General features: G+C 68.6%; 21 protein-coding genes. 10 read left to right on the top strand and 11 right to left on the bottom strand.

Annotated elements, in window-relative coordinates; all coding sequences use genetic code 11:
* Nucleotides 1–252: a hypothetical protein gene (locus ITJ49_RS11515; protein ID WP_055962622.1), complete on the top strand. Its 252-nt coding sequence runs from the start codon at nucleotides 1–3 to the stop codon at nucleotides 250–252.
* Nucleotides 253–454: 202 nt separating this feature from the next.
* On the opposite strand, the gene ITJ49_RS11510 is transcribed toward ITJ49_RS11515, so the two are convergent.
* A complete protein-coding gene (locus ITJ49_RS11510) occupies nucleotides 455–760 on the bottom strand; it encodes a hypothetical protein (RefSeq protein ID WP_194605367.1) in 306 nt (101 codons plus the stop codon).
* Nucleotides 761–883: 123 nt separating this feature from the next.
* The gene (locus ITJ49_RS11505; protein ID WP_194605364.1) at nucleotides 884–1,399 is read right to left on the bottom strand and encodes an 8-oxo-dGTP diphosphatase; all 516 of its coding nucleotides are present in this window, start codon (nucleotides 1,397–1,399) and stop codon (nucleotides 884–886) included.
* Nucleotides 1,400–1,455: 56 nt separating this feature from the next.
* Here ITJ49_RS11505 and ITJ49_RS11500 point away from each other — a divergent pair, with 56 nt between their 5' ends.
* The 3 genes from ITJ49_RS11500 to ITJ49_RS11490 are packed head-to-tail and all read left to right on the top strand — an operon-like array spanning nucleotide 1,456 to nucleotide 4,523.
* Nucleotides 1,456–1,800: a hypothetical protein gene (locus ITJ49_RS11500; protein WP_055962630.1), complete on the top strand. Its 345-nt coding sequence runs from the start codon at nucleotides 1,456–1,458 to the stop codon at nucleotides 1,798–1,800.
* A gap of 9 nt (nucleotides 1,801–1,809) precedes the next feature.
* Nucleotides 1,810–3,993 (top strand): S9 family peptidase, encoded by a 2,184-nt coding sequence (locus ITJ49_RS11495; RefSeq protein WP_194605361.1) that lies wholly within the window; start codon nucleotides 1,810–1,812, stop codon nucleotides 3,991–3,993.
* Nucleotides 3,993–4,523: a DUF1697 domain-containing protein gene (locus tag ITJ49_RS11490; protein WP_194605358.1), complete on the top strand. Its 531-nt coding sequence runs from the start codon at nucleotides 3,993–3,995 to the stop codon at nucleotides 4,521–4,523. The genes ITJ49_RS11495 and ITJ49_RS11490 overlap by 1 nt, the downstream gene beginning before the upstream one ends.
* A gap of 85 nt (nucleotides 4,524–4,608) precedes the next feature.
* Here the strand turns inward: ITJ49_RS11490 and ITJ49_RS11485 are convergent, their stop codons facing one another.
* Nucleotides 4,609–6,165, bottom strand: coding sequence for a CYTH and CHAD domain-containing protein (locus ITJ49_RS11485; RefSeq protein WP_194605355.1), 1,557 nt, complete (start codon nucleotides 6,163–6,165; stop codon nucleotides 4,609–4,611).
* Nucleotides 6,166–6,224: 59 nt separating this feature from the next.
* On the opposite strand from ITJ49_RS11485, the gene ITJ49_RS11480 reads away from it, so the two are divergent.
* On the top strand, nucleotides 6,225–7,580 hold the full coding sequence (locus ITJ49_RS11480) for a phosphotransferase (protein ID WP_194605352.1): 1,356 nt from the start codon (nucleotides 6,225–6,227) through the stop codon (nucleotides 7,578–7,580).
* 141 nt (nucleotides 7,581–7,721) lie between these two features.
* On the opposite strand, the gene ITJ49_RS11475 is transcribed toward ITJ49_RS11480, so the two are convergent.
* Nucleotides 7,722–9,479: a pyruvate dehydrogenase gene (locus ITJ49_RS11475; RefSeq protein WP_194605349.1), complete on the bottom strand. Its 1,758-nt coding sequence runs from the start codon at nucleotides 9,477–9,479 to the stop codon at nucleotides 7,722–7,724.
* A gap of 106 nt (nucleotides 9,480–9,585) precedes the next feature.
* Here ITJ49_RS11475 and ITJ49_RS11470 point away from each other — a divergent pair, with 106 nt between their 5' ends.
* Nucleotides 9,586–9,852, top strand: coding sequence for a mycoredoxin (locus ITJ49_RS11470; RefSeq protein ID WP_055963893.1), 267 nt, complete (start codon nucleotides 9,586–9,588; stop codon nucleotides 9,850–9,852).
* A 22-nt stretch (nucleotides 9,853–9,874) separates the two neighbouring features.
* Here the strand turns inward: ITJ49_RS11470 and ITJ49_RS11465 are convergent, their stop codons facing one another.
* Both ITJ49_RS11465 and ITJ49_RS11460 read right to left on the bottom strand, forming a co-directional pair.
* Nucleotides 9,875–10,387, bottom strand: coding sequence for a hypothetical protein (locus tag ITJ49_RS11465; RefSeq protein ID WP_194605347.1), 513 nt, complete (start codon nucleotides 10,385–10,387; stop codon nucleotides 9,875–9,877).
* Nucleotides 10,388–10,569: 182 nt separating this feature from the next.
* Nucleotides 10,570–10,965 carry a VOC family protein gene (locus tag ITJ49_RS11460; protein WP_194605343.1) on the bottom strand — a complete coding sequence of 132 codons (396 nt, stop codon included), beginning with the start codon at nucleotides 10,963–10,965 and terminating at the stop codon, nucleotides 10,570–10,572.
* Between the two features lie 401 nt (nucleotides 10,966–11,366).
* Between ITJ49_RS11460 and ITJ49_RS11455 the strand changes: the two genes are divergently transcribed.
* The gene (locus tag ITJ49_RS11455) at nucleotides 11,367–12,014 is read left to right on the top strand and encodes a hypothetical protein (protein WP_194605340.1); all 648 of its coding nucleotides are present in this window, start codon (nucleotides 11,367–11,369) and stop codon (nucleotides 12,012–12,014) included.
* A gap of 101 nt (nucleotides 12,015–12,115) precedes the next feature.
* Here ITJ49_RS11455 and ITJ49_RS11450 read toward each other — a convergent pair whose 3' ends face one another.
* The 3 genes from ITJ49_RS11450 to ITJ49_RS11440 form a co-directional block, all read right to left on the bottom strand.
* Nucleotides 12,116–14,290 (bottom strand): DEAD/DEAH box helicase, encoded by a 2,175-nt coding sequence (locus ITJ49_RS11450; RefSeq protein ID WP_194605337.1) that lies wholly within the window; start codon nucleotides 14,288–14,290, stop codon nucleotides 12,116–12,118.
* A 323-nt stretch (nucleotides 14,291–14,613) separates the two neighbouring features.
* Nucleotides 14,614–16,095 (bottom strand): FAD-dependent oxidoreductase, encoded by a 1,482-nt coding sequence (locus ITJ49_RS11445; RefSeq protein WP_194605334.1) that lies wholly within the window; start codon nucleotides 16,093–16,095, stop codon nucleotides 14,614–14,616.
* Between the two features lie 16 nt (nucleotides 16,096–16,111).
* Nucleotides 16,112–17,383: a phosphotransferase gene (locus tag ITJ49_RS11440; RefSeq protein ID WP_194605331.1), complete on the bottom strand. Its 1,272-nt coding sequence runs from the start codon at nucleotides 17,381–17,383 to the stop codon at nucleotides 16,112–16,114.
* A 92-nt stretch (nucleotides 17,384–17,475) separates the two neighbouring features.
* Between ITJ49_RS11440 and ITJ49_RS11435 the strand changes: the two genes are divergently transcribed.
* A complete protein-coding gene (locus ITJ49_RS11435) occupies nucleotides 17,476–18,543 on the top strand; it encodes an FUSC family protein (protein WP_370544485.1) in 1,068 nt (355 codons plus the stop codon).
* A 60-nt stretch (nucleotides 18,544–18,603) separates the two neighbouring features.
* Here the strand turns inward: ITJ49_RS11435 and ITJ49_RS11430 are convergent, their stop codons facing one another.
* A complete protein-coding gene (locus ITJ49_RS11430) occupies nucleotides 18,604–19,344 on the bottom strand; it encodes a triacylglycerol lipase (protein ID WP_194605325.1) in 741 nt (246 codons plus the stop codon).
* Nucleotides 19,345–19,393: 49 nt separating this feature from the next.
* Nucleotides 19,394–19,804: a hypothetical protein gene (locus ITJ49_RS11425; protein ID WP_194605322.1), complete on the bottom strand. Its 411-nt coding sequence runs from the start codon at nucleotides 19,802–19,804 to the stop codon at nucleotides 19,394–19,396.
* A gap of 119 nt (nucleotides 19,805–19,923) precedes the next feature.
* Here ITJ49_RS11425 and ITJ49_RS11420 point away from each other — a divergent pair, with 119 nt between their 5' ends.
* The gene (locus ITJ49_RS11420) at nucleotides 19,924–20,463 is read left to right on the top strand and encodes a Dps family protein (RefSeq protein ID WP_194605319.1); all 540 of its coding nucleotides are present in this window, start codon (nucleotides 19,924–19,926) and stop codon (nucleotides 20,461–20,463) included.
* A gap of 50 nt (nucleotides 20,464–20,513) precedes the next feature.
* Nucleotides 20,514–21,701 carry an NAD(P)/FAD-dependent oxidoreductase gene (locus ITJ49_RS11415; protein ID WP_194605316.1) on the top strand — a complete coding sequence of 396 codons (1,188 nt, stop codon included), beginning with the start codon at nucleotides 20,514–20,516 and terminating at the stop codon, nucleotides 21,699–21,701.
* Nucleotides 21,702–21,708 lie beyond the last annotated feature (7 nt).

Here is a 21,708-nt window from a genome sequence, read left to right as displayed (position 1 = left end):
GTGACTCGCCTTCAGCTCCACCGCCTCTTCTTGGGGCTCGTCGTCCTGTTCATCGTGGGCGCTGTCGTGCTCTACGTGTTGTCGATCGTGCTGGCCTCCCGCGGCGGAGACACAGCGCGCCATTTCGACAGCTACGCGATCTTCGCCTTCATGGGCGCCGTGCTCTTCGGCATCATCGACTTCTTCGTGCGCCCGGTGATGCACGCCACGGCCGACGGCTCGCGCGACGTCGACACTCCGCTCAACGGGTAGCTGTCACTGAGTGGACGGGGCTCGGCGGTAGGGGCTCAGCGGTAGGGGCTCAGTGGTAGGGACTAGCCGCCAATTTGAGAGCGATCCCGGCTGAACGACCCCGCACGGCAGTAACTGGTGTGACTCGGTCGCCAAATCGCTCTCAAGTGAGCATGTGCCGGGGAGCGGAAACCCCCGGATGCCGACAAGGAAGCCGGAAAGGTCAGATGTCGCGCTCGGGGTAGGGGGCGCTGTCGATGATGAGGTTCGCTCCGCGGACGTTGCGCGCGGCGACCTTGACGGCCTGACGGGCGAACATCGCAAGCACGCCCGCGACTCCCGCCCAGAAGATGAGGCGCCCTTCAGCACCCAGGAGGGCTCCGGCGATAACGGCAGTCCAGACGGCGGGCCACACGAGGGCTGCTACCCAGCCGACGGGCCGAGAGTCGCCGTTGTTGTTCTGAGGGGTACGGCGGTTGTCGCCCGGACGGCGGACACGGCGTGTCACCCGGCTATCGAAAACGGTCATGATGCTCCCTCAGCTGTGCTGATTTGTCACCCGACGGGTGGCAATACACCGAATCTACTGACTGATCAGATCGGGCGCGTCCCCCTGTCAAGGTGGCACCCATTTGGGGGAACAACCCTCAACTTACGCGGGTCCGAACCGAATCGGGCGGTGTGTAGAGACAGTTGCCAGGTCGGGGCCGAAGACGAACTCGCGCGAGACGTGTCCCCCATCGAGCACTTCTGGGAGCCACCGGCGAGCATCGTCCCACATCTGATCAAGGGGCAGATCGGACACGTCGAACCACTCAGGGTCGAGCTCGTCACTGGGGGACGGATCACCGGCCCACCGCACCGCGACGAAGACCGTCGAACGCTGACTCCAGGTTGGTCGGTCCGGAAAGAGATAGCGCAGGTCTCCGCGTCGATCGAGGTCGCTCTTCTCGACGATGACGCCCGACTCCTCTTCGATCTCGCGGACGATCGCCTCGAGCTCGGTCTCCCCCGCCTCGAACTTTCCACCGAGGCCGACGAAGAGACCCTCGCCGAGGCCGCGCTTCTTGCGACCGAGGAGCACCTGACGACGCCCGCCGACCTCGCGGCAGAGGTAGGCGACGCAGACGCGGAGGAGGTCGTCGGGCACCTGGGTGGCGGCAGTCATCCACCCATCGTGCCAGGCGTAGCATCGACGGATGGTCGAGAGAGACATCCGCATCGATGGCTGAGGGCACCACCCCCGAGCGTCCCCGATTCGCCGGGGCCGGGCGCAGCCTCGAGGTGCTCCGAGCCGAGGCCCACGACGAGCTGGCTACTCTGATCGAGCTCCGCTGCCGACAGGGCGAAGACCCGTGGGAGGTCATCCCCGACCTGCCGAGCGTCGACGAGCACGTCGTGATCTCGCTCCGAGCCGATGCGTTCGGGCATGCCGGATCAGGATCCCCTACCGGGCTGGGGCTCGACGCCGAATTGGAGTTTCTGCGCGAGATCGCCCTGTGGCATCCCCCACTCAGCCGTGCCGTCTGGTCCCTCTCCTACAGACTCGAGACAGCACCCCGTCACTAGGCTTGTCGCATGGCCATTGCTGATCTGCCCGAAGCCCCCCGCGCACCGAAGAAGCCAGTCACACGCAGTCACCACGGCCGCGACTTCGTCGACGACTACGAGTGGCTCCGCGAGAAAGAAAGCCCCGAGGTCATCGCTCACCTCGAGGCCGAGAACGCGTACACCGAGCTGACGACGCGACACCTGGAGGGGCTGCGACAGACGATCTTCGACGAGATCAAGGGGCGCGTGCAAGAGACCGACCTCGGTGTCGCCACCCGCGAAGGGTCGTACTGGTACTACTCACGGACCGCCGAGGGCAAGCAGTACGGCATCCAGTGCCGGCTGCCGATCGACGGGCCCGACGACTGGACCCCTCCCACCATCGAAGCCGGGGTGCCGGCCGAAGGCGAGCAGGTCATCTTCGACGGCAACATCGAGGCCGAGGGCCACGACTTCTTCTCGCTCGGCAGCTTCGACGTCTCCCCCGACGGCCGCCTCCTCGCGTTCGGCGTCGATCTCGAGGGCGACGAGCGCTACACTCTCAGGATCCGCGACCTCGTCACCGGAACCGACCTCCGAGACGAGATCCGCGAGACCGCACCCGGCGCCACTTTCGACGGTTCGGGCCGCTATCTCTTCTACCCCACGGTCGACGAGTCGTGGCGGCCCGATACCATCTGGCGGCACGAGGTCGGCAGCACCGGCGACGACGTCAGCATCTTCCACGAGGCCGACGACCGCTACTGGATCGGCATCGGCCTGACCCGCAGCCGTCAGTACCTGGTGATCGAGGCGGGCTCGAAGATCACGAGCGAGACGTGGATCCTCGACGCCTCCGACCCGACCGGCGAGTTCCGCGTCGTGTGGCCGCGCCGCGAGGGAATCGAGTACGAGGTCGACCACGCCATCGTCGACGGCAGCGACCGACTGCTCGTCTTGCACAACGAGGGCGCAGTCGGCTTCGAGCTGGTCGACGTTCCGGCCGACGATCCCGCCTCGACGACCGACCGCCGCGTGGTGCTCCCCCACCGGGCCGATCGTCGACTCGAGTCGGTCGACGCCTTCGCCGGTCACCTCCTGATCGACTTCCGCGCCGACGGACTCTCCCAGATCGGCATCGTGCCACTCCCGGGTGACAACAGCGGTTTCGGAGCCCTGGAGGTGCTCGCCTTTGACGAAGCCCTCTTCACGGCCGGTTGGGCGGGCAACCCGGAGTTCACCCAGGCGACCGCGCGCTACGTCCTGTCGTCGTTCGTCACCCCGACGACGATCGCCGACCTCGAGGTCGCGACGGGCGAGCGTCGGATCCTGAAGCAGCAGGTGGTGCTCGGCGACTACGACGCCGCCGACTACGAGCAGAGCCGCGAGTGGGCGACGGCCGCCGACGGCACCCGCGTGCCGATCTCGCTGGTGTGGAAGCGCGATGCGGTGACGCTCGGCACTCCGTCGCCGGTGCATCTCTACGGCTACGGCTCGTACGAGCACAGCATCGACCCCGCCTTCAGCGTCGCGCGCCTGTCGCTGCTCGACCGCGGCGTCGTGTTCGCAGTCGCGCACGTGCGCGGTGGCGGCGAGATGGGTCGCGAATGGTACGAGAACGGCAAGACGCTGACCAAGCGCAACACCTTCACCGACTTCGTCGCGGTCGCCGACCACCTCATCGCCGAGGGGCGGACCACGCCGGCCCAGCTCGTCGCCGAGGGCGGAAGCGCCGGCGGCCTGCTCATGGGTGCGGTGGCGAACCTGGCGCCGGATCGCTTCGCCGCGATCCTCGCCGCTGTTCCTTTCGTCGACGCCCTGACGTCGATCCTCGACCCCGACCTGCCGCTGACCGTGATCGAGTGGGACGAATGGGGCGACCCGCTCCACAACCCCGAGGTCTACGACTACATGGCGACGTACACGCCCTACGAGAACGTCGCCGACGATGCCTCCGGCTACCCCAAAATCCTGGCAGTGACGAGCCTCAACGACACCCGCGTGCTCTATGTGGAGCCCGCGAAGTGGGTCGCGCGCCTGCGCGACGCGGGAGCGCCCGCATCGATGAAGATCGAGATGCAGGCCGGGCACGGCGGCGTCTCGGGCCGGTACGAGTCGTGGCGCGAGCGGGCGTTCGAGATCGCGTGGCTGCTCGAGGTGCTGGGGCTGGCGGGTGACATGTCTGCCCCTGACGCTGCGGTGTCTGCCGCGTCCGCCTCGTCTGGGAGCTGATGCCCGACTGGGTCGCCCTCCTCCGGGGCATCAACGTCGGCACCGCGAAGCGCGTGCCGATGGCGGCCCTGCGCCAGGTGTTCGTCGATGCGGGTCATGCCGAGGTCGCGACACTCCTGAACAGCGGGAATGTGATTTTTCGGGCTGCGGGAGACCCGGATCCTGCGGTTCTGCGCCGGGGTGTGCGAGATGCCACCGGTGTCGACTGCGAGCTGATGGTCGTGTCGGCCGAGGCGTTACGCGCGGTCGCCCAGGCGAACCCGCTGCGCGCCGAGGGCCGGCCCGGCAATCGGATCGCGGTGTCGTTCCCGGCCGGGGTGATCGACGTCTCGGTCGGGCGGCCCGCTGCGAGCGAGTTGATTCCCGAGGAGCTCGTCGTCACGGCCTCGGCCGTCTACCAGTGGCTGCCGGACGGCGTGCTCGCGACGAAGGTGCCGCCCGCCTGGTGGCGTTCGCTCGGGGTGGCCGTGACGGCTCGCAACGATGCCACCGTGCAGAAGATCGTGGCGCTGCTCGACGGTCGCGCCTGAGCTGCGCTCGTCAAGACCTCAAAATCGACCGGTTTGCTGGCGCTGGAGGCGTCAATTCTGAGGTTTCGGCCGTGCAACCTGCAAACTACAACTTCTCGGCGAGCTTGGGCAGGCGCCGCAGGGCGCGATCGCGGCGGGCGAGGGCCAGAGCCGTCAGCACGCCGTACCCGAAAGTGTCTTCGCCCGCCCACCGGGCGACATCAGCCGCCGCTCGGTAGCGCTCAGAAGCCGCGTGCGCGTCGAGCGCGTCGCCCAGGGCATCCTGGAGGGCATGCGCGGCTTTGGGGCTGACACTCCCCTTCAGCGTCGCCCCGCGCTGAGCATCGATCGCGTAGCGCAACCGCCGGGCGGCCTTCCGTGCCCGGTGCAGGAGCTCCGCGTCGAACCCACCGCTCTCTCCGTAGGCATCGGCGGCCGCGACCGCTCGGCGACGGGCCCGCTTCGACTCCTTAGCGATCTTCAGGGCGGCGAACTTCGACGCCGACTTGTCGGCCGAGTCGCCCGTGATCGCCTCGATGCCGCCCGGCCCGATGAGGGCGTCGAGCCGGTCGAGCGTCTCGAAGTACGAGACATCGTTCAGGATCCGACTCAGGTCACGTCCGGCCTCCGCCCCGAGTTCGCCGAGGGATGCCCGCAATCGAGCGAGCGTGTCGTGCGTCACCAGGCCCTCCGGCGCATCAGCAAGATCGAGGGCCAGTTGCTGCTCGGCCACCTCGATGTCGCGGGCGACCCCGGCTGCCGCACTGACGGGGGCGAGGGCCGCGTCGAGGGCGGACGCGGTCTCGGGGTCGATGATTCCGGAATAGACGCGGAGGAGGCCCCGGAGCCGACGCACGGTCACCCGGAAGCGATGCACCGCATCGTCGGCGCCATCGCGCGCCGGAGGGTCGAGTCGCTCCAGGTCGTCGACGAGAGCCGCCATCTGGACGAGAAGGAACTCACCGGCCGACGACGGGGCCAGAACAGCGCCGTCGTCTCCCGGGAGGGCGATCGCCTTCGTGCCGGGCAGGGAGTCGCCGAGGCCGCGCGCCAACTTCGACTTCGACGCGGACACGCTCGCCCCGGCGCTCTCGAGCACGCCGCCGACCGCGTCGAGCACCGCTTCGCCGTCGGACCGGCCGACGCCGGGCGCGAGCTCGACCTCCCATTCGCGCCAGGAGCGGATTGCGGCCGTGTCGGGGTTTGTAGCCGTCACCTCGTCGTCGGCGACCTCGCCGAGCGGGTCGCCGTCGATGTCGAGCAGGGTCGTCACGGTGCGACGCGTCTCGAGCACCAGCACCGGGTGAAGAGGCCGTCCGCGCAAGATCACCTCGACCGCAGACCGGAGCGCCGCGGGCAGCGGCTCGTCGGCGGCCGCACCGAGGGACGCGTGCAGCTCGTGCCGCGCCGGGGTGGCTGTCGACTCGGCGTCTCGTGAGGCGGGCAGCTTCACGTGCCATCCGGCGTCGTGCCCACCCTCGCGGCGACGCAGTGTGATGCGGTTCGTCAGCAGGAGGTGCTCGGCCGTGTCGAAGTAGACCGCCCGCAGCGTGAAGGCCTCCTCGGTGGTCGTGGTCGCCACCGGGCCGACGCCCATTAGCTCTGGCACCCGGGTCTCGTGGTCGACGTCGTACTTGCGCTCGATCTCCAGCTGCCGCTTCATGCCCCCTGTCTATCGGATGCGGGTGACAAACGTCGAGGCACCCGGCGTAGTCTGCTGAAATGGACGCTGTCGCCCCCTCACTTGCCGGATGGATGGCGCGCCAGCGCTGGTACGCCACGAAAGGTCGCCTGCCCAAGATCCGAGTCATCGGCAGCATGGAGTCGATGGTCGACGACGCTCTCGTAATGACGCTCCTCGTGATCGACGAGGCGCCCGACGTTCCGGTGCTGTACCAGGTGCCCGTCGTCGCCAGGCCGACCCCGCTCTCGGGAGGCGACCACGCCTTCATCGGGTCGAGCGACGGCCTCTACCTCTACGACGGTCCGCACGACCCCGCCTACACTCACGAGTTGCTTCGCACCCTGGTCGAGCGGCGCCGGGTAGACGGCTCCGACCTTCACGCCGAGGGGCATCTCGTCACGGATCCTGGTCGCGTCACCCGCACCAAGGTGCTCGAGGGCGAGCAGTCGAACACGTCGATCATCTACGACGTCCAAGACGGTCCGGTCGACCGGGTCATCACGAAGGTCTTCCGCGTGCTGCACCACGGTGACAACCCCGATGTGACCTCGCAGGCGGCGCTAACGCACGGTGGCTCGTCGCGGGTGCCGGAGTCGCTCGGCTACCTCACCGCGAGCTGGCCCGACCCGGGTCGTGAGGGCGGAGAAGCGAACGGGCACCTCGCCTTCGCTCAGGAGTTCCTCTCAGGATCCGAGGACGCCTGGCGCGTCGCTCTCGACGCGGCCCGTAGCGGCGTCGACTTCACCGACTCGGCGCGCGCCCTCGGCGAGGCCGTCGCCGAGGTCCACGCCACTCTCGCCTCCGAGCTCGGGACGGTTGCCGCCGGCCCCGACGAGATCGACGCGGCACTCGTCAGCATGCGCCGCCGCATCACTACCGCGGCGCGCGAGGTACCGGCGATCGCCGAATATGAGGGCGCGATCAACGCCGTGTACGACGCGGTGGGGGCGCTCGACTGGCCGTCGCTCCAGCGCATCCACGGCGACCTCCACCTCGGGCAGGCCCTGCAGTCGCCGACGCGCGGCTGGGTGCTCCTCGACTTCGAGGGCGAGCCGCTCCGGCCCATGCCCGAGCGGTCGAGGCCCGATGTGACGCTGCGCGATGTGGCCGGGATGCTGCGATCGTTCGACTACGTCGCCGGATCCTTGGCGCAGGAGCAGCCCGCGGTCAACGCATCGGAGTGGTCGCACGCGGCACGCCGGGCCTTCATCGACGGCTACGTCGCCGCCTCCGGCATCGACGTGCGCGCGCAGCGGACCCTCCTCGACGCGTTTGAGATCGACAAAGCCGTGTACGAGGCGATTTACGAGTCGCGTAACCGGCCGGGCTGGATCGGGATCCCGCTCGGTGCGGTCGGTCGGCTCGTCTCCCGGAGTGCGCCCGCCATTCAGTAGCGGCCTCGCTCCTGTGGCGGCGTTTGCAAATTTGAAGGAGATCCGGCGGCTGCTGGGGCCCGGATCCGCATGAACACGTCGCGCGGCGCCGGTTTTTCCTTCGAATTTGCAAGCGCCAGCCCGCTCGCCCGCCGGCCCGACCTACGGCCGGGGCACGTTCCGCAGGTTCGACCGGGCCATCGCCACGGCTTCGCCCGCCCCACCGTTCATCACGATCTTCGACATCGCCAGGGCGAAGCCCCTCACCTGCGCTCCGGTGATCGTCGGTGGCAGGGACAGCGCCCGCGGGTCGGTGACGATGTCGACGAGTGCGGGGCCGTCGTGCTCGAAAGCGGCCTCGAGTGCATCGTGGAGGTCGCGCGGATCCTCGACCCGGACGGCGTGGATGCCGAGAGCCCGGGCGACGGCCGCGTAGTCAGTCGACGGCACGTCGACGCCGAAGTCGGGGAAGCCGGCGACGAGCATCTCGACCTTGACGAGCCCCAGTGTCGAGTTGTTGAAGACGACGATCTTGACGGGGACCTTGTAGGCAGCGACGGTGACGAGCTCCCCCAGCAGCATCGACAGCCCGCCGTCACCCGACATCGAGACGATCTGCCGGCCCGGGTAGGCGAACGACGCGCCGACCGCCTGCGGGAGGGCGTTGGCCATCGAGCCGTGCAGGTACGAGCCGATGATCCGACGGCGGCCGTTAGGCGTGATGTAGCGGGCGCTCCACACGTTCGACATGCCGGTGTCGGCGGTGAAGATCGCGTCGTCGGAGGCGATCTCGTCGAGGACGCTCGCGGCGTATTCGGGGTGGATCGGCACGATCTTCGTCGCGTCTTTCGTGTACGAGCCGACGACGCCGTTCATGAGGCGTTCGTGCTTCTTCAGCAGCCCATCTAAGAACTTCCGGTTCTTCTTCGGCTTGAGAAGCGGCAGCAGCGCGCGGATCGTCGGCCCGACCTCGGCGTGAACGGGCAGGTGAACGTCGACTCGGCGACCGATGTTCGCCGCATCGGCATCGACCTGGGCGACCTTGACCTTGTCACCGTCAGGCAAGAACTGGTCGTACGGAAAATCGGTGCCGAGCATCACCATTACGTCGGCATCGTGGATTCCGGCGTGAGCGGCTCCGTAGCCGAGCAGGCCGGTCATGCCGACGTCGAACGGGTTGTCGTACTGGATGACGTCTTTGCCGCGCATCGAGTGCCCGACCGGCGCCTTGAGCACGTCGGCGAGTCGGATCACGGCGTCGTGCTCGCCGATCGCCCCGGCGCCCACGAACAGCGCAACGGTCTTCGCCTCGTTAAGTGCGTCGGCGAGGTTCTGCAGGTCGTCGCGGTTGGGCTCGAGCGTCGGCGGTTTTGTCGCGACGTACGCGGGCACGTGGCCTGCCGCCTCGAACTCGGCGATGTCGCCCGGCAGTGTGATGACGCTGACCCCGTTGCCGGCCAGCGTGTGTCGGATCGCACTGGCGACCACACGGGGCGCCTGCTCGGCCGTCGAGATCATCTCGGAGTAGCCCGAGCACTCGGTGAACAGGCGATCGGGGTGCGTCTCCTGGAAGTAGGACATGCCGATCTGGTTCGCCGGAATGTGGCTCGCGATCGCGAGCACCGGTCCGCCCGAGCGGTGGGCGTCGTAGAGCCCGTTGATCAGATGCAGATTGCCCGGACCGCAGGATCCGGCACACACCGCGAGCTGCCCCGTGAGTTGGGCCTCCGCCGACGCCATGAACGCGGCGGCCTCCTCGTGCCGCACGTGGATCCAGTCGATCCCACCCTTTGCCGACCCACCCGTCCGGCGCACCGCGTCGACCACCGGGTTCAAGCTGTCGCCGACGATCCCGTAGATGCGACGCACACCCGCCTCGACGAGTTGCGCGATGAGCTGGTCGGCAATGGTCTGCGGCATGGATGTGCCCTTTCGTCGGAAGTCGATGGTGTCTCGTCCACTCAACTCCTCGGATCCTTTGCTGTCGATCCTCGCGTTGTCAGATGCCCGGCGTATTCTTCTCGACATGACCACCATCGACGCGACCTATGTGCCCGAGGCGGGCACCATCACGATGTTCTCGACCGGCTGGTGCGGCTACTGCGCACGGCTCAAGCAGCAGCTGACCAAAGACGGCATCGCTTACACCGACATCAACATCGAAGAGACGCCCGGCACCGCCGAGATCGTCGAGCAGGTCAACAACGGCAACCAGACCGTGCCGACCGTGATCTTCCCCGACGGGTCGTCGGCGACCAACCCGTCGCTGGCCGAGGTCAAGTCGCGCCTGTAAGCGTTCTCGCCCCGGCGGAGCTCTAGGTGTAGTCGTCGGGGTGGTCGGTGCCGAGGGTCCGGTAGGGCTTGCGCGTCTTCTTGAGTTCGGGCTCCGGTTCGCCCTCGGGCCTCGTTGCGACGGGTGCTGTTGTCCGGCCTAGCAGCGCAAGGAATGAAGGCAGGTTGACGACCAGCACGAGCGCTCCGAAGACGCCCCCGAAGCCACCGATGAGCCTGCCGCCTGAGTCGATGACGAGGCCTACGCCAGCGCCGAGAAACGACACAAACATCAGCGGTGTGGGCCAAAGAGTAAGAAACCCTCGACAGAGGCCTACGCGGAAGCCCTCTGCCCTGTCCGCCGCTGCTATGCGGTCGTTGATCGAGACGTTCGGCTCACGTCCGGCCCGGTAGGCCGCGAGGATCTCCCTATCGATTTCCGGCGTGAAACCCCGTACGCCCCCGAACTTCTGGCTCTCGGTGATCGCCGGCCGCCAGCGGAACAGCTCGATCCACGCCGCGATGGCAGCAGCGGCCAGGCCGACGGCGAAAGACACCAGGATCCGCGCCCCTTCGGTCTCGAATCCGGGCACGAGGGCGTGAAACACCGCCGCACCACCCACCCCGAGCACCACCACCGTCGTGACGAGGGTTCGGCGCCGCCGTGGCGTGACAACCTCGCGCGCGTACGGGACGAAAAGTCGCCACCCCTCGCGGAGATCATGCCCGAGGGCCATCGTCAGCCTGCGGAAGGGGCGAAGAACTCGATGGCGTTACCGTCGGGATCCTTGACGTTCAAGACTGTTCCGTAGGGGGCTTCGACGAGGTCGCCGTCGATTCCGGCATCGGCGAGGCGGTTCTTCAGGGCCACGACGCGGCCCCGGCTCGGCACGGCGAAGCTCACGTGGTCGAGCCCCGGGTGTCGGGGGTCGAAGCGGTCGGCGTCGCCCTTCACGGTGTACTCGGTCACTCCGAACACCTGGCCTTCGCCGACCGGGAAGATCTTGCGGACGAAATCGTCGGTCACCAGCTCCCCCGCGGGCTCGGTCTCGAACACCGAGGTGAAGAACGGCAGGCTCTTCTCGAGGTCGGTCACCGTCAGGGCGACGTGGGCGTATCCGTTGAATTCGGGCATGTTCGGGTTGCTCGCTTCCGTGCGACGATCGTTGTCTGGCCCGAGCTAACACCCCGGGTGCTGGGCGAGTTCTGCACAGCTGTCCCCCTCGCCCCCTGCTCGGCGGCGGCCGTCGGCAGTCTGGTGCGATGTCTCTTGCTCCTGGCCCCGAGCTTCTCGTGCACTCGTCTTTCGACGACAGCGCTGTCCGACGAGCATGCCTGCGTCGTGAACTCATCCGGCTGACGCCGGGCCGTTATGTGCGGGCCAGCCACTGGGCCGAGCTCACTGACATCGCCCGAGAGATCCTCGTGACGGTGGCAGCGGTGAGCACGCTGCATCGAGAATGCGTTATCTCCCACACCTCCGCAGCCCCGTTTTGGGGTCTGCCACGGCTCGGTCCACCACCGAAACGGGCACACGTGACCGACCCCGCAGTCAGTCAGACCATCATGAACAGCGCGGTGGTCAAGCACGCCGGGGCTCTCCAGGCGACCGATGTCGACCATGTGTTCGGAGTTCTCGTGACGACGCCCCGCCGCACGGTCGTCGACATCGCCCTCACTGTGACGTTCCGCCACGCGGTCGTCGTGCTGGATCACTGCCTGCGCGTCGGCCTGGCCACGAGGGAAGAGCTCCGAACCGAACTCGAGTCAAGGGGAAACGCCCGTGGCCGCATCCGGGCCGCGAGGGCCATCGACTTCGCAGACGAACGAGCCAACCGGCCCGGGGAGTCTCTGAGTCGTGTCGTGATGGCTGAATCGGGGGTCGAACCCCCCGAGCTGCAGTATCGCTTCGAGGGCCCCAACGGAGAGATCGCTTTCTCGGACTTCTATTGGAGGAGGTCACGCCGCGTCGGCGAATTCGACGGCATGACGAAGTACCGCGATTCGGGGCGGTGGTCTGGCCTCGATGCGAGTGAAGTGGTCATTCGGGAGAAGTCGCGCGAGGACTGGATGCGCGAGCTGCCGGAGGTGCGCGCATTCACGAGATGGACCTGGCACGACGCGGTGACGCCGGGGCGGCTGGCTCATCTCCTCGCACCCGAGGTCGTACGGAGGCATCGCTAACCGTTTGACGCACGACTTACCGAATAAACGGTTAGCAATGAGTCAAACGGTTAGCGACACCACCCGAGGGGCGCAAGCAACGGGGCGCAAGCAACGCGGCGCTAGCGACGACGCTGCGGCGCAGCCTTCCGCGCCGACGGAGACGCCGAGAGCGCCTCGGTCAGCAGCGCGACGAGGGCGCCGAGCTGGATGTCGGACGACGCCACGATCTCGGAGTCGTCGCCGTCGAGGGCTCGGGCCGCGAGGCCGGCCTTCGAGTCGATGAGCTCGGCGATCTTGGTGTCGATCGTCTGGGCGGCGATCACGCGCCAGGCGGTGACGGGCTCCTCCTGGCCGATGCGGTGCACGCGGTCGATGGCCTGAGTCTGCTCGGCGTCGGTCCAGGAGAGCTCGGCGAGCACCACGTTGGAGGCGACCTGGAGGTTGAGGCCGACGCCCGCCGCGGTGAGCGAGCAGACGACGATCGAGACGGAGGGATCGTTGACGAACGCGTCGATGTTTTTCTGGCGGACGCTCGGCGTCTGGTCGCCGCGGATCGACGCGAACTTGATGTCGCGCTTGGCGAACGTCTCGGAGGCGGTGTCCATCACGTCGATGTGCTTCGCGAAGAACACCACCTTGCCGACGTTGCGTGCCAGCTGCGCCGTGTAGTCGGCGGCGAGGCCGGCCTTGGCCTGGCCGATGCGGCGGACCATGCTGAACACGTTCTCGCCGGTCTTGGCGCCGTCGCCGTCTTCGAGCTCCCACTTGGCGACCTGGCGCACCAGGTCGTGGTCGATGCCCTCGACGCGCACGCCGGAGGTGCGAGTGGCGAGAGCCGTCTGGTAGCGGGTGACGAGCTTCTTGGCGAGCTCGCGCTCGGCCTCGCGGATGGAGCGGCCCACCTCGTCGTCGAGCTCGACGGGGAGGTCGGCGATGCGGCGGGCGGGGATGTCGGCCGCGACGTCGACCTTGCGGCGGCGGACGATGCCGAGGTCGATCACCGAGGAGCGCGCCGAAGCGAAGAATCCGGGCTCGGCCGGGGTGAGGCCGGTCTCTTCGAGGGCCTCCATCAGTTCGGGGCCGGGCTTCTTGTCGTCGATCCAGCCGAGGAACTGCCAGATCGCGCGGAAGTCTTCGATGTCGTTAATGAGGGGCGTGCCGGTCAGCGCCATGAGGAGAGGATGAGCGGTGCGGGCGCGGATCCTGGAGGCGAGCTGGAGCACATTGCGCGAACGCTGCGAGTCTTTGTTTTTGATGAAGTGCGCCTCGTCGACGACCATGCCGCGGAACCCGAGGTCGCCGAGCCAGCCGACGTGGCGGTCGAGCACCTCGTAGTTGACGATGACGATGTCGGCGAAACCGTCGATGGTGTCGCCGTCGCCGTGGATGACAGTGGCGGTGCGATGGGGCGTCCACAGCCCGACCTCGCGGGCCCAGTTCGTCTTGACGACGTTGGGCACCACGACGAGCAGCGGGTACGCGTCGGCGGCCTGCGCGGCGAGCAGCGACTGCGCGGTCTTGCCGAGGCCGGGCTCGTCGGCGAGGAGAAACGTGCGATGGCCCTCGGCCGCGGCCTGCACGACCTGCGCCTGGTGACGCATCATCTCGGTACCGCCGGGGGCGCGGAGGGTGGAGGGCTCGGGGAGCTCCATGCACGCGGAGGCCCCGCCGGCGCCGTACTCGAACGACTTGAAGAGCGGACCGAAGAGCTCCCAGTTGGCCAGGCGGCGCGGGTGCACCTCTTTGACCTCGGCGAGCGCGAAGTCGGGCGCGAGGAACGGGTTGGCGAGCTGCCGGGAGACGATCGACTGCGGCACGACCTGGCGCTCGGTGGCGACGCGCGCGACTGGGGCCTCGGTGGTGATGATCAGGTCGTCCGGGCTCAGCTCGACGCCGGCGGCGATGAGCATGTCGCGCTTGAGCGACTTGGCCGTGTCGGAGACCACGGCCTCCTCGGCGAGGAGGGCGATGAGCGACGTGTCGCGGGCCGCGGCCTTGGCGAGGATCGTCGCGACGCCGTCGAGCCGCTTGAGCTGCTCGGCTCGGTCGGCGTCAGAGACCGTCTTGTCGGCTTTGACGCGGGCGCGCTCCTCGCGCATGAGCAGCGCGACCACCTGGAATTTCGTGCGGACCGACGGCTTGACGGGGCCGCGCTGGGCGGCGGCCTCGACCTCGCGCACGGCCTTCGCCAGCACCGGGATGATGCCGTCGTTGTCGAGATCGCGGACGCGACGGTGGTTCGAACGGGAGGCGGTTCGAGTACCGCCGGACTGGCGCTGGCCTGGTCGAGCCAAGGCTCCTCCTAATGGCAACCCGCGGTTCAGTGGCCGGGGTGTGGTGTCGGCAGACGGCAGAAACGCCGATGCGGACGATGTCGAGGGACTGCTTCGGGACCGGCATTCGGTGACGACCCCGGGTGTGCGGAGGACAGGAGAAGGAGACCCCCGTCGGACTCGCATCCGGATCGGATGCGGTGACCACGCGACGCTTGCGCCGCGACCCGCTTGCACTGCATCAGACGAACGACGGCGCTGATAGCGGCCCCTCGCGACTCGGTGCAGGGCACAGTTTACGCCCGCGACGCCGCCGGTTGCCACCACGGCCCGGCTCGGGCGTGTCAGGCGTCGCGGCGCCGCAGCCCCCGAGTCGTCGGCCCTTCGATGACGGTGCCATCCGGGCGGAACCTCGACCCGTGCAACGGGCAGTCCCAGGTGAGCTCCTGATCGTTCCAGGCGACCACCCCGCCGAGGTGCGGGCACACTGCCGAGAGCGAGCAGACTTCTCCGTCGACGGTGGAGCGAGCGACGGGCGCGAGCGCCTCGGATCCTACGCGACCGCGCCCCTCGGGCGGTGTCTCGCCCGGCTGCAGAGGATTGGTGAGAGCCCTCGTCCAGCCGCGGGCGAACCACCAGGCGACCGCGAGATTCTCACCGAGGCCGGCACCGATCGCGACGGGGGTGGTGACGCGGTGGTGGATGGTCTTCATCCAGTTGGAGTTGTCTCCGACGACGTCGGAGACCAGCATGCGTGCCGCCGAGATCGCGTTCGTCATGCCCCACGAGTCGTAGCCGGTCGCGAGGTAGATGCGGCCTCGGCCTCGCGGCAGGTAGCCGACGAAGGGCACGCCGTGCGGGGTGGCGTGGTCCTGCCCGCTCCACACGCGACGGATGCGCGCGGTGGGCCAGTGCATGCCCGCCCAGTCGTGGAGGTCGCGGGCGAGGACGGCCTCCGAGGCTGCTCGCCCTACCCCGTGCTCGTTGCCGGCCACGAGCAGCTGATCACGGTGGCTCCGCACCGACCGCCCGGGGTCGTCGACCGAGGTGTACATGGCCTCGGGCAGATCGCTCTCGGGCACGTCGGAGAGGACGAGCCCTAGCGACCGGCGCGGCGAGAGCTTGGCGAAGTAGAGGCCACGATCGAGGATCGGCGCCCCCGTCGTGAGGTGCACTCGCTCGGAGCGGACCTCGCCGAGCTCCGTGTGCGTCGTAGCCGGGTCACCCGCGTGCACCCCCGTCACGCGCACGTTCTCGATGACCACTCCCCCGAGCGCCCGCACGTCGGCGGTGAGGGCGGCGAGAAGCTCGAGCGGGTCGACCTGCGCCTGGTCGCGAAGCCGGACCGCCCCGATGGTCGCGAACGGCACGTCGAGATCCACCGTCTTGACGAGGTCGAGGCCGGCCGCGCGACCGACGAGGTACTCCCCGTCGACCCGGGCGAGCCCGCGTCGCGTCGTCGCGAAAGTGAAGGCGTCGCGGCGCTCCAGATCGACTCCGGCTTCGTCGGCGTAGTCGATGAGCCAGTCGAAGGCCTCGCGATTGCCTTGCACGGACGCGTCGACGACGCCCTGATAGGTGCGCCGGTGGATCTTCTGCAGCTGCGCTCCCTGCAGCAGGCTCACCATGGCGGCCGAGCTGCCGGCAACGAGCCCTCCGATGTGCCCCGCCTCCAGCACGGCGACGGTGTGCCCGCGACGGGCGAACAGTAGGGCCGTCACCAGCCCCGTCAACCCGCCGCCCACGATCACGTCGTCGTACGTGGCCAGCGGCTCGAACTCGTCGGTGGGAATGGAGAAAACCGTGTCGAGCCGGGGCGGGTTCATTCGTCCTCCGAGAGGGTCAGGGGTGCAGGTGCACGGTGCCCACGCTAGGCCCGTCAAGAGCGGCCGGTTCGGCGTGTTCGGCCGGACGGGGCCAGAGCGCCCCCTCGGCTGCGTCGATCAGCTGCAGCGCTTTCTCGCGGCCGACCGGCGTTCCGAGGGTCGCCTGGCCGCCGGCGTGGGCCAGAAGCTGCGACGCGATGGTCGGCGGGAGCCGATCGGCCCACTCCGGGTGAAGGGCGACCCACTCGTCGGCGACGGCGTCGGCAATCTTCTCGCAGGCGCGGGCCTCGGCCTGGTCGCCGTTGCCCCGGTGCCACTGGGCGGTGACGACGAGATGCGCGACGAGGGCGCCGGCATCGCGCGCCGGATGCCCGAGCCCCGCCGTGTCGATGTCGAGGAGGCCGGTGACGACGCCGACATCGACCGCATCGACGAAGAGCTGCTCAAGGTGCAGGTCGCCGTGAACGACCCGCAGCTCCCCCTTCGGCCAGCGGCTGACGCGCGCCTCGATCTCGTCATAGATGCCGTGGATCATCGAAGCCCGGTCGGGGAGCGACTCGGTCAGGCTGCGCCGGTGCCAGGAGCCGTTCTCGAGAGCATCCGCCTGCGCGGGCTGGGTCAGACCCACCCGCGAGACGGCTTCGGCGAGCGCCACGACCCCTGACACGAAACCGGTGCTCGCGGCGAGGCCCAGCACGCGCGTGCCGGCGGGAACGCCCGCGACCCTCTGCAGCACGAGCAGCCCGTCGGCCTGAGCTGCGATCACTATCGGCACCGGGAGGCCCGCTCGTGCGAAAGCCCGGTGCTGCGCGGCGATCGGCTCGGCCCGCGTCGGCCGCACCACCTTGATGAACAGGGTTGTCTCGGGGCTCTCGACTTTGATCACGGCGCGCTTACCCGGGCGGTAGGCGGCGACGGTCAGTGTCGGCGTGCTGATGGGGACCCCGATCCGGGCCAGGAGATCGACGACCCGATCGGGGTAGGTGACGCTCGCGAGAGCGGGGAGCGCAGGATCCGACGGGTAGGCCCACACACGCACCGGCGAGCCGGTCGCGGGGTCGCTCACGACGCTGCCTCCCTCGCGCGCGCCGGCTTCGACGGAGGCGGGGTCGGTGTCGATAAAGGTCAGGACGGTCGACGACGTGCCGTCGGCGTCGAGGGTGTCGACCTCGTACCCGAAGAGGTAGCCGCCGCCCGACGGCTCGACCGAGTGCGGACGGAACGACAGCACTCGCGCCCCGCTGCCGCGGAAGGCCGCGGGCAGAATTTCGGCGGAATTGGGCCACACACCGTCAGTCAACTAGTTTCCCGACAGTTCGTCACGGATACGGGCGGATGCGGCGCGCCGCGGCCATACCGACCGGCCGTACCCTTGACCCCGTGGCCCCCACCCCGAGCAGACTCGTCGCGCGGCTCCGCCAGCCGTCGAGACTGCCGCTGCTGCAGGTGGTCAAGACGTCTCTCGCCGTGGTGGTCTCCTGGATCCTCTGCTTTGTGATCCTCGACCAGGCGCTGCCGATCTTCGGCGCGATCGCCGCGCTGCTGGTCGTGCAGCCGAGCATCAATCAGTCGTTCGGCCGTGGCCTCGAACGGAGCGCGGGCGTCGTGATGGGCGTCGCGCTCGCCTACGGGGTCGGTGCCCTCTTCGGTCACGACCAGACCTGGATCGTGCTGGTCGCGGTGATCCTGGCACTGCTGCTGGCCTGGGTGGTGCGGCTCACGCCGACGTCGTCGACCCAGGTGCCCATCTCGGCGATGCTCGTGCTGTCGGTCGGTGTCGTCACTCCGGGCTACGCGTTTGATCGCATCATCGAGACGGTGATCGGTGCGGTGATCGCGCTCCTGGTCAACGCACTGATCGTGCCGCCGGTGCTGCTCGGGCCCGCGCACCTCGCGCTCGGGCGGCTCGCTCGAGACCTCGGAGCGGCTCTCGACTCGCTGGCCTCGGCTCTCGAGACGCCGACCTCCCGCGTCGACCTCGATGCGGCGCTGACCCGCGCCCGTGCGCTGCGCGACCTGCAGGCTCGGGCGGCAGCTGGGGTCACCACGGGCGAGGAGAGCCTCACTCTCAACCCGCGGGCGAAGCGGCAGCGGCGGATCCTCGAGGCCGATCGCGCCCTGCTCGGCACCCTCTCGAACCTGGTGCACCGGGTGGTCGCCATGACCCGGTCGCTGCGTGACAACTACGACCCCGACCTCGTCGACGACGACGTGGTGGCCGGGATCGCCGATGAGCTGAGGCGGGCGGCCCATGACGTGCGACTGCTGGTGCACGACCGAGAAGAGAACGCGGCCTCAGGATCCGGCGGCACCGCGCCCGCGAATGAGCTGCCGGCGCTGACCGCCCCGCTCCGGGTTCTGGCACCCGACCCCGAGCACTGGATCCTGATCGGGTCGCTGCTCGAAGACCTGCGTCGGGTGCGCGAGGAGCTTGTCGGCGAGAAGTAGCGGCGTGTGGGCGGGCCGTCGGCCTACGAGCTGGGCCATTCCGTGTCGATAGGCCCCGGGTCACGCCGAATTCGTCGGTTGAGGGTCCGCCGGGCCCGCCGTGGCCAGCGCCGCGAGCACCGCCGCCCGCCCCGCCGCGTGCCCGAGCAGCTGGAAGTGCCCGTCGATCGGCACACGGACGTTGCGCGCCCCGGGCAGGTGGCTCCCCTCGGGCACGTGCCCGTCGAAGTCCGCATAGACGGAGGTGATGCGGGCGTTGACGTCGACGAGGCCGCTGAGCCGGGCGAGCGCGGGGTCTGAGGGGAGAAAGGGACGGAACCCCGAGGTGGGCACGAAGCGCGCCATCCGGGATCCTGAGAACGGACTATTTACGGCGACCATGCGATCGATGCGACCACCCCGATCGGTGTCGAGCATCATCGTCTTGCCGATGATGCCGCCCTTGCTGTGGGACAGGATCAGCACGCCCCGGAGGTCGTGCGCGTCGAGGATCGCCTGAGCCGTGAGCGCCGTGTCGGCTATCGGACGCCGATTGTGCGCAAGCCCCGGCACGACGACGACCGGGTGCCCGGCGTCGTTCAGAGCGTCGGCGAACCAGCGCAGCAGCCGCCACGACTCGTAGACGCCGGGCAGCAGCAGAATCGGAGCGAGGTGGCCTTGCCGATAGCGCTTCGGCACAGACGCGTCGGTCAGCAGCGAGCGCAGGTGGCTTCGGGTGACGAATTCGTAGTCGCGCGGCAGATAGCGGAGATAGTGCAGGATCCCGCCGCGGCGCGTTCGATTCCGGTCGTCTCGTTCCACGCGGTTCAGCGTAGGCGACCCTGCGTCGCGTCGGCTCGTGCCGCCGGGGTCAGGGCCGATCGGCCCAGTCGACCGTGTTCACCCCGTCCAGGCCCTCGGCGATCATCTGGTCCCAGCGCGTGCACAGCGACGACCAGGTCGGCGGCCTGTCGGCTGCCGCGCGAAGCACCATGCAGGCCCAGCGCGCGTGCCCGGCTCGTGTTGCGGCGAAGGCGGCCTCGACCACGGCTCCCGTGACCTCGTCGACCACGCGGATGCGGTGCGACATCGTCATGAGGTCGATCAGGTCGAAGGCGTGAAAGGCCGAGACGAGGCTCTGCTCGAGTGTTCGCACGGTCGGCGGCAGCACGGCTCCCCATGCCGATGAGGCGACCACCGGTGGTCTGGCGCGCGAGGCCGTCGACGTCTGTGCGGCAGCGGTGGCGACCGTACCGCACTCCCCGGGTGTTCTTCCCATCATGGTGCCCCCTCAGGCAATCAGGTGGTCGAAGAATACACCCCGAGGGGTACAGCTACTGAGGCCGCAATAAAGGACGGGGACTACCGTTCGCAAGACCGTTCAACTCACGAGGAGGAACCATGTTCCAAGGATCCGAAAAACTTCACGACAACCTTCAGAAGGTTCTGGTCGACCTGATCGAACTGCACGTCCAGGGCAAGCAGGCTCACTGGAACCTGCTGGGTTCCAACTTCCGCGACCTGCACCTGCAGCTCGACGAGATCGTCGACGCCGCCCGCGGCTTCTCCGACGAGGTCGCCGAGCGCATGCGCGCCGTCTATCTGGTGCCCGACGGTCGCACGAGCACCGTCACCAAGAGCACGAGCCTGGCCGAGTTCCCGGCCGGCCCGGTCGAGACCACCGATGTCGTCGACCTCATCGTCGACCGCATGTATGCCGTCACCGACACCATGCGCACCGTGCACGACGACGTCGACGACGAAGACCCCACGACAGCCGACGTGCTGCACTCCGTTCTCGAGCGCCTCGAGCAGCTCGCCTGGATGACCGGCGCCGAGAACCGCCACCCCGAGAAAGACCAGCGCTCGAAGGCGTCGCGCGATCGCGACGACAAGGCCAACGAGGCCGGACTCGACCGCGTCGGAGCCGTCGCCAACTGACCCTGCGCCACGAGATCAGATTCACCGGAGCGACCTGAGGAGCACAGCCCATGGCTGACCAGACATACGACTACGTCATCATCGGCGGAGGCATGACCGCCGACGCCGCCGCCAAAGGCATCAGAGAGGTCGACGCCGACGGCTCGATCCTGATCCTCAGTGACGACGTCGATGCGCCGTACACGCGGCCTGCGCTCTCCAAGAAGCTCTGGATCGACCCGGATTACACCCCAGACGACAACGACCTCGGCACGGTCGACGAGACCTCTGCCGAGGTCCGCTTGTCGACGAGGGTGGACCGGCTTGATCGGATCGACCGACGCGTCGTCACCACCGGTGGCGACAGCATCGGCTACGGCCGACTGCTGCTTGCCACCGGCGGACAGCCGACGACCCTCGACCTGCCGAACGATGACGAGCGGGTCATCTACTTCCGGACAGCCAAGGACTACCGCCACCTGCGCGCCCTCTCCGGTTCGGGCAAGCACGTGGCCGTCGTCGGCGGTGGGTACATCGGCTCCGAAATCGCCGCCGCGCTCGTGCAGAACGACACCCGGGTCACCATCGTCTTTCCCGACGACCACCTCGGCGGCTCGGTCTTTCCCGAGTCGGCGCAGTCGGCATTCGAGGCGCGCTACCGCGACCACGGAGTGACGCTCGCCGCCGGTCGACGTCTCGACAAGGGTGTGACCGCGACGGAGGGCTTCCTCCTCACCCTCGACGACGGCTCGACCCTCGAGGTCGACGGAGTGGTCGTCGGCCTCGGCATCGAGCCCTCGGTGGCTCTGGCGGAGGCGTCCGGGCTGGCAGTCGACGACGGTATCGTCGTCGACCTCCGGCTCGCGACCGACGACCCATTCATTTCCGCCGCGGGCGACGTGGCCTCGTACCCCGATGTGATCCTCGGTCGTCGTCGGGTCGAGCACGTCGACAACGCCAAAGAACAGGGCGCTGCTGCCGGGCGCATCATGGCGGGCTCGGACGAGAAGTACACGCACACCCCGATGTACTACTCGAAGGTCTTCGATCTCGCCTACGAGGCCGTCGGCACTCTCGACTCGTCGCTCCAGACGGTAGAAGACTGGAAAGACGACGAGTCGGCGGTCGTCTACTACCTCGACGGCGGAGTGCCGGTGGGAGTGCTGCTCTGGAACATCGCCGACTCCACCGACAAGGCCCGGCAGGTGCTGGCCGAAGCGCGTGCGCTCGGCGCAGACAACGTCATCGGTCTCATCTGACCGTCCG

It is taken from the genome of Frondihabitans sp. VKM Ac-2883, assembly GCF_015350875.1.
Lineage (GTDB): Bacteria > Actinomycetota > Actinomycetes > Actinomycetales > Microbacteriaceae > Frondihabitans.
This window is presented reverse-complemented; position numbering and strand designations above follow the sequence as displayed.

What these genes read in the sequence shown, in the direction of transcription:
- ITJ49_RS11505 (WP_194605364.1), bottom strand. Translation starts at nt 1,399, where the DNA reads ATGACTGCCGCCACCCAGGTGCCCGACGACCTCCTCCGCGTCTGCGTC.
- ITJ49_RS11415 (WP_194605316.1), top strand. Translation starts at nt 20,514, where the DNA reads ATGGCTGACCAGACATACGACTACGTCATCATCGGCGGAGGCATGACC.
- ITJ49_RS11480 (WP_194605352.1), top strand. Translation starts at nt 6,225, where the DNA reads ATGGACGCTGTCGCCCCCTCACTTGCCGGATGGATGGCGCGCCAGCGC.
- ITJ49_RS11490 (WP_194605358.1), top strand. Translation starts at nt 3,993, where the DNA reads ATGCCCGACTGGGTCGCCCTCCTCCGGGGCATCAACGTCGGCACCGCG.
- ITJ49_RS11500 (WP_055962630.1), top strand. Translation starts at nt 1,456, where the DNA reads ATGGCTGAGGGCACCACCCCCGAGCGTCCCCGATTCGCCGGGGCCGGG.
- ITJ49_RS11470 (WP_055963893.1), top strand. Translation starts at nt 9,586, where the DNA reads ATGACCACCATCGACGCGACCTATGTGCCCGAGGCGGGCACCATCACG.
- ITJ49_RS11460 (WP_194605343.1), bottom strand. Translation starts at nt 10,965, where the DNA reads ATGCCCGAATTCAACGGATACGCCCACGTCGCCCTGACGGTGACCGAC.
- ITJ49_RS11420 (WP_194605319.1), top strand. Translation starts at nt 19,924, where the DNA reads ATGTTCCAAGGATCCGAAAAACTTCACGACAACCTTCAGAAGGTTCTG.
- ITJ49_RS11495 (WP_194605361.1), top strand. Translation starts at nt 1,810, where the DNA reads ATGGCCATTGCTGATCTGCCCGAAGCCCCCCGCGCACCGAAGAAGCCA.
- ITJ49_RS11475 (WP_194605349.1), bottom strand. Translation starts at nt 9,479, where the DNA reads ATGCCGCAGACCATTGCCGACCAGCTCATCGCGCAACTCGTCGAGGCG.
- ITJ49_RS11425 (WP_194605322.1), bottom strand. Translation starts at nt 19,804, where the DNA reads ATGATGGGAAGAACACCCGGGGAGTGCGGTACGGTCGCCACCGCTGCC.
- ITJ49_RS11485 (WP_194605355.1), bottom strand. Translation starts at nt 6,165, where the DNA reads ATGAAGCGGCAGCTGGAGATCGAGCGCAAGTACGACGTCGACCACGAG.
- ITJ49_RS11510 (WP_194605367.1), bottom strand. Translation starts at nt 760, where the DNA reads ATGACCGTTTTCGATAGCCGGGTGACACGCCGTGTCCGCCGTCCGGGC.
- ITJ49_RS11445 (WP_194605334.1), bottom strand. Translation starts at nt 16,095, where the DNA reads ATGAACCCGCCCCGGCTCGACACGGTTTTCTCCATTCCCACCGACGAG.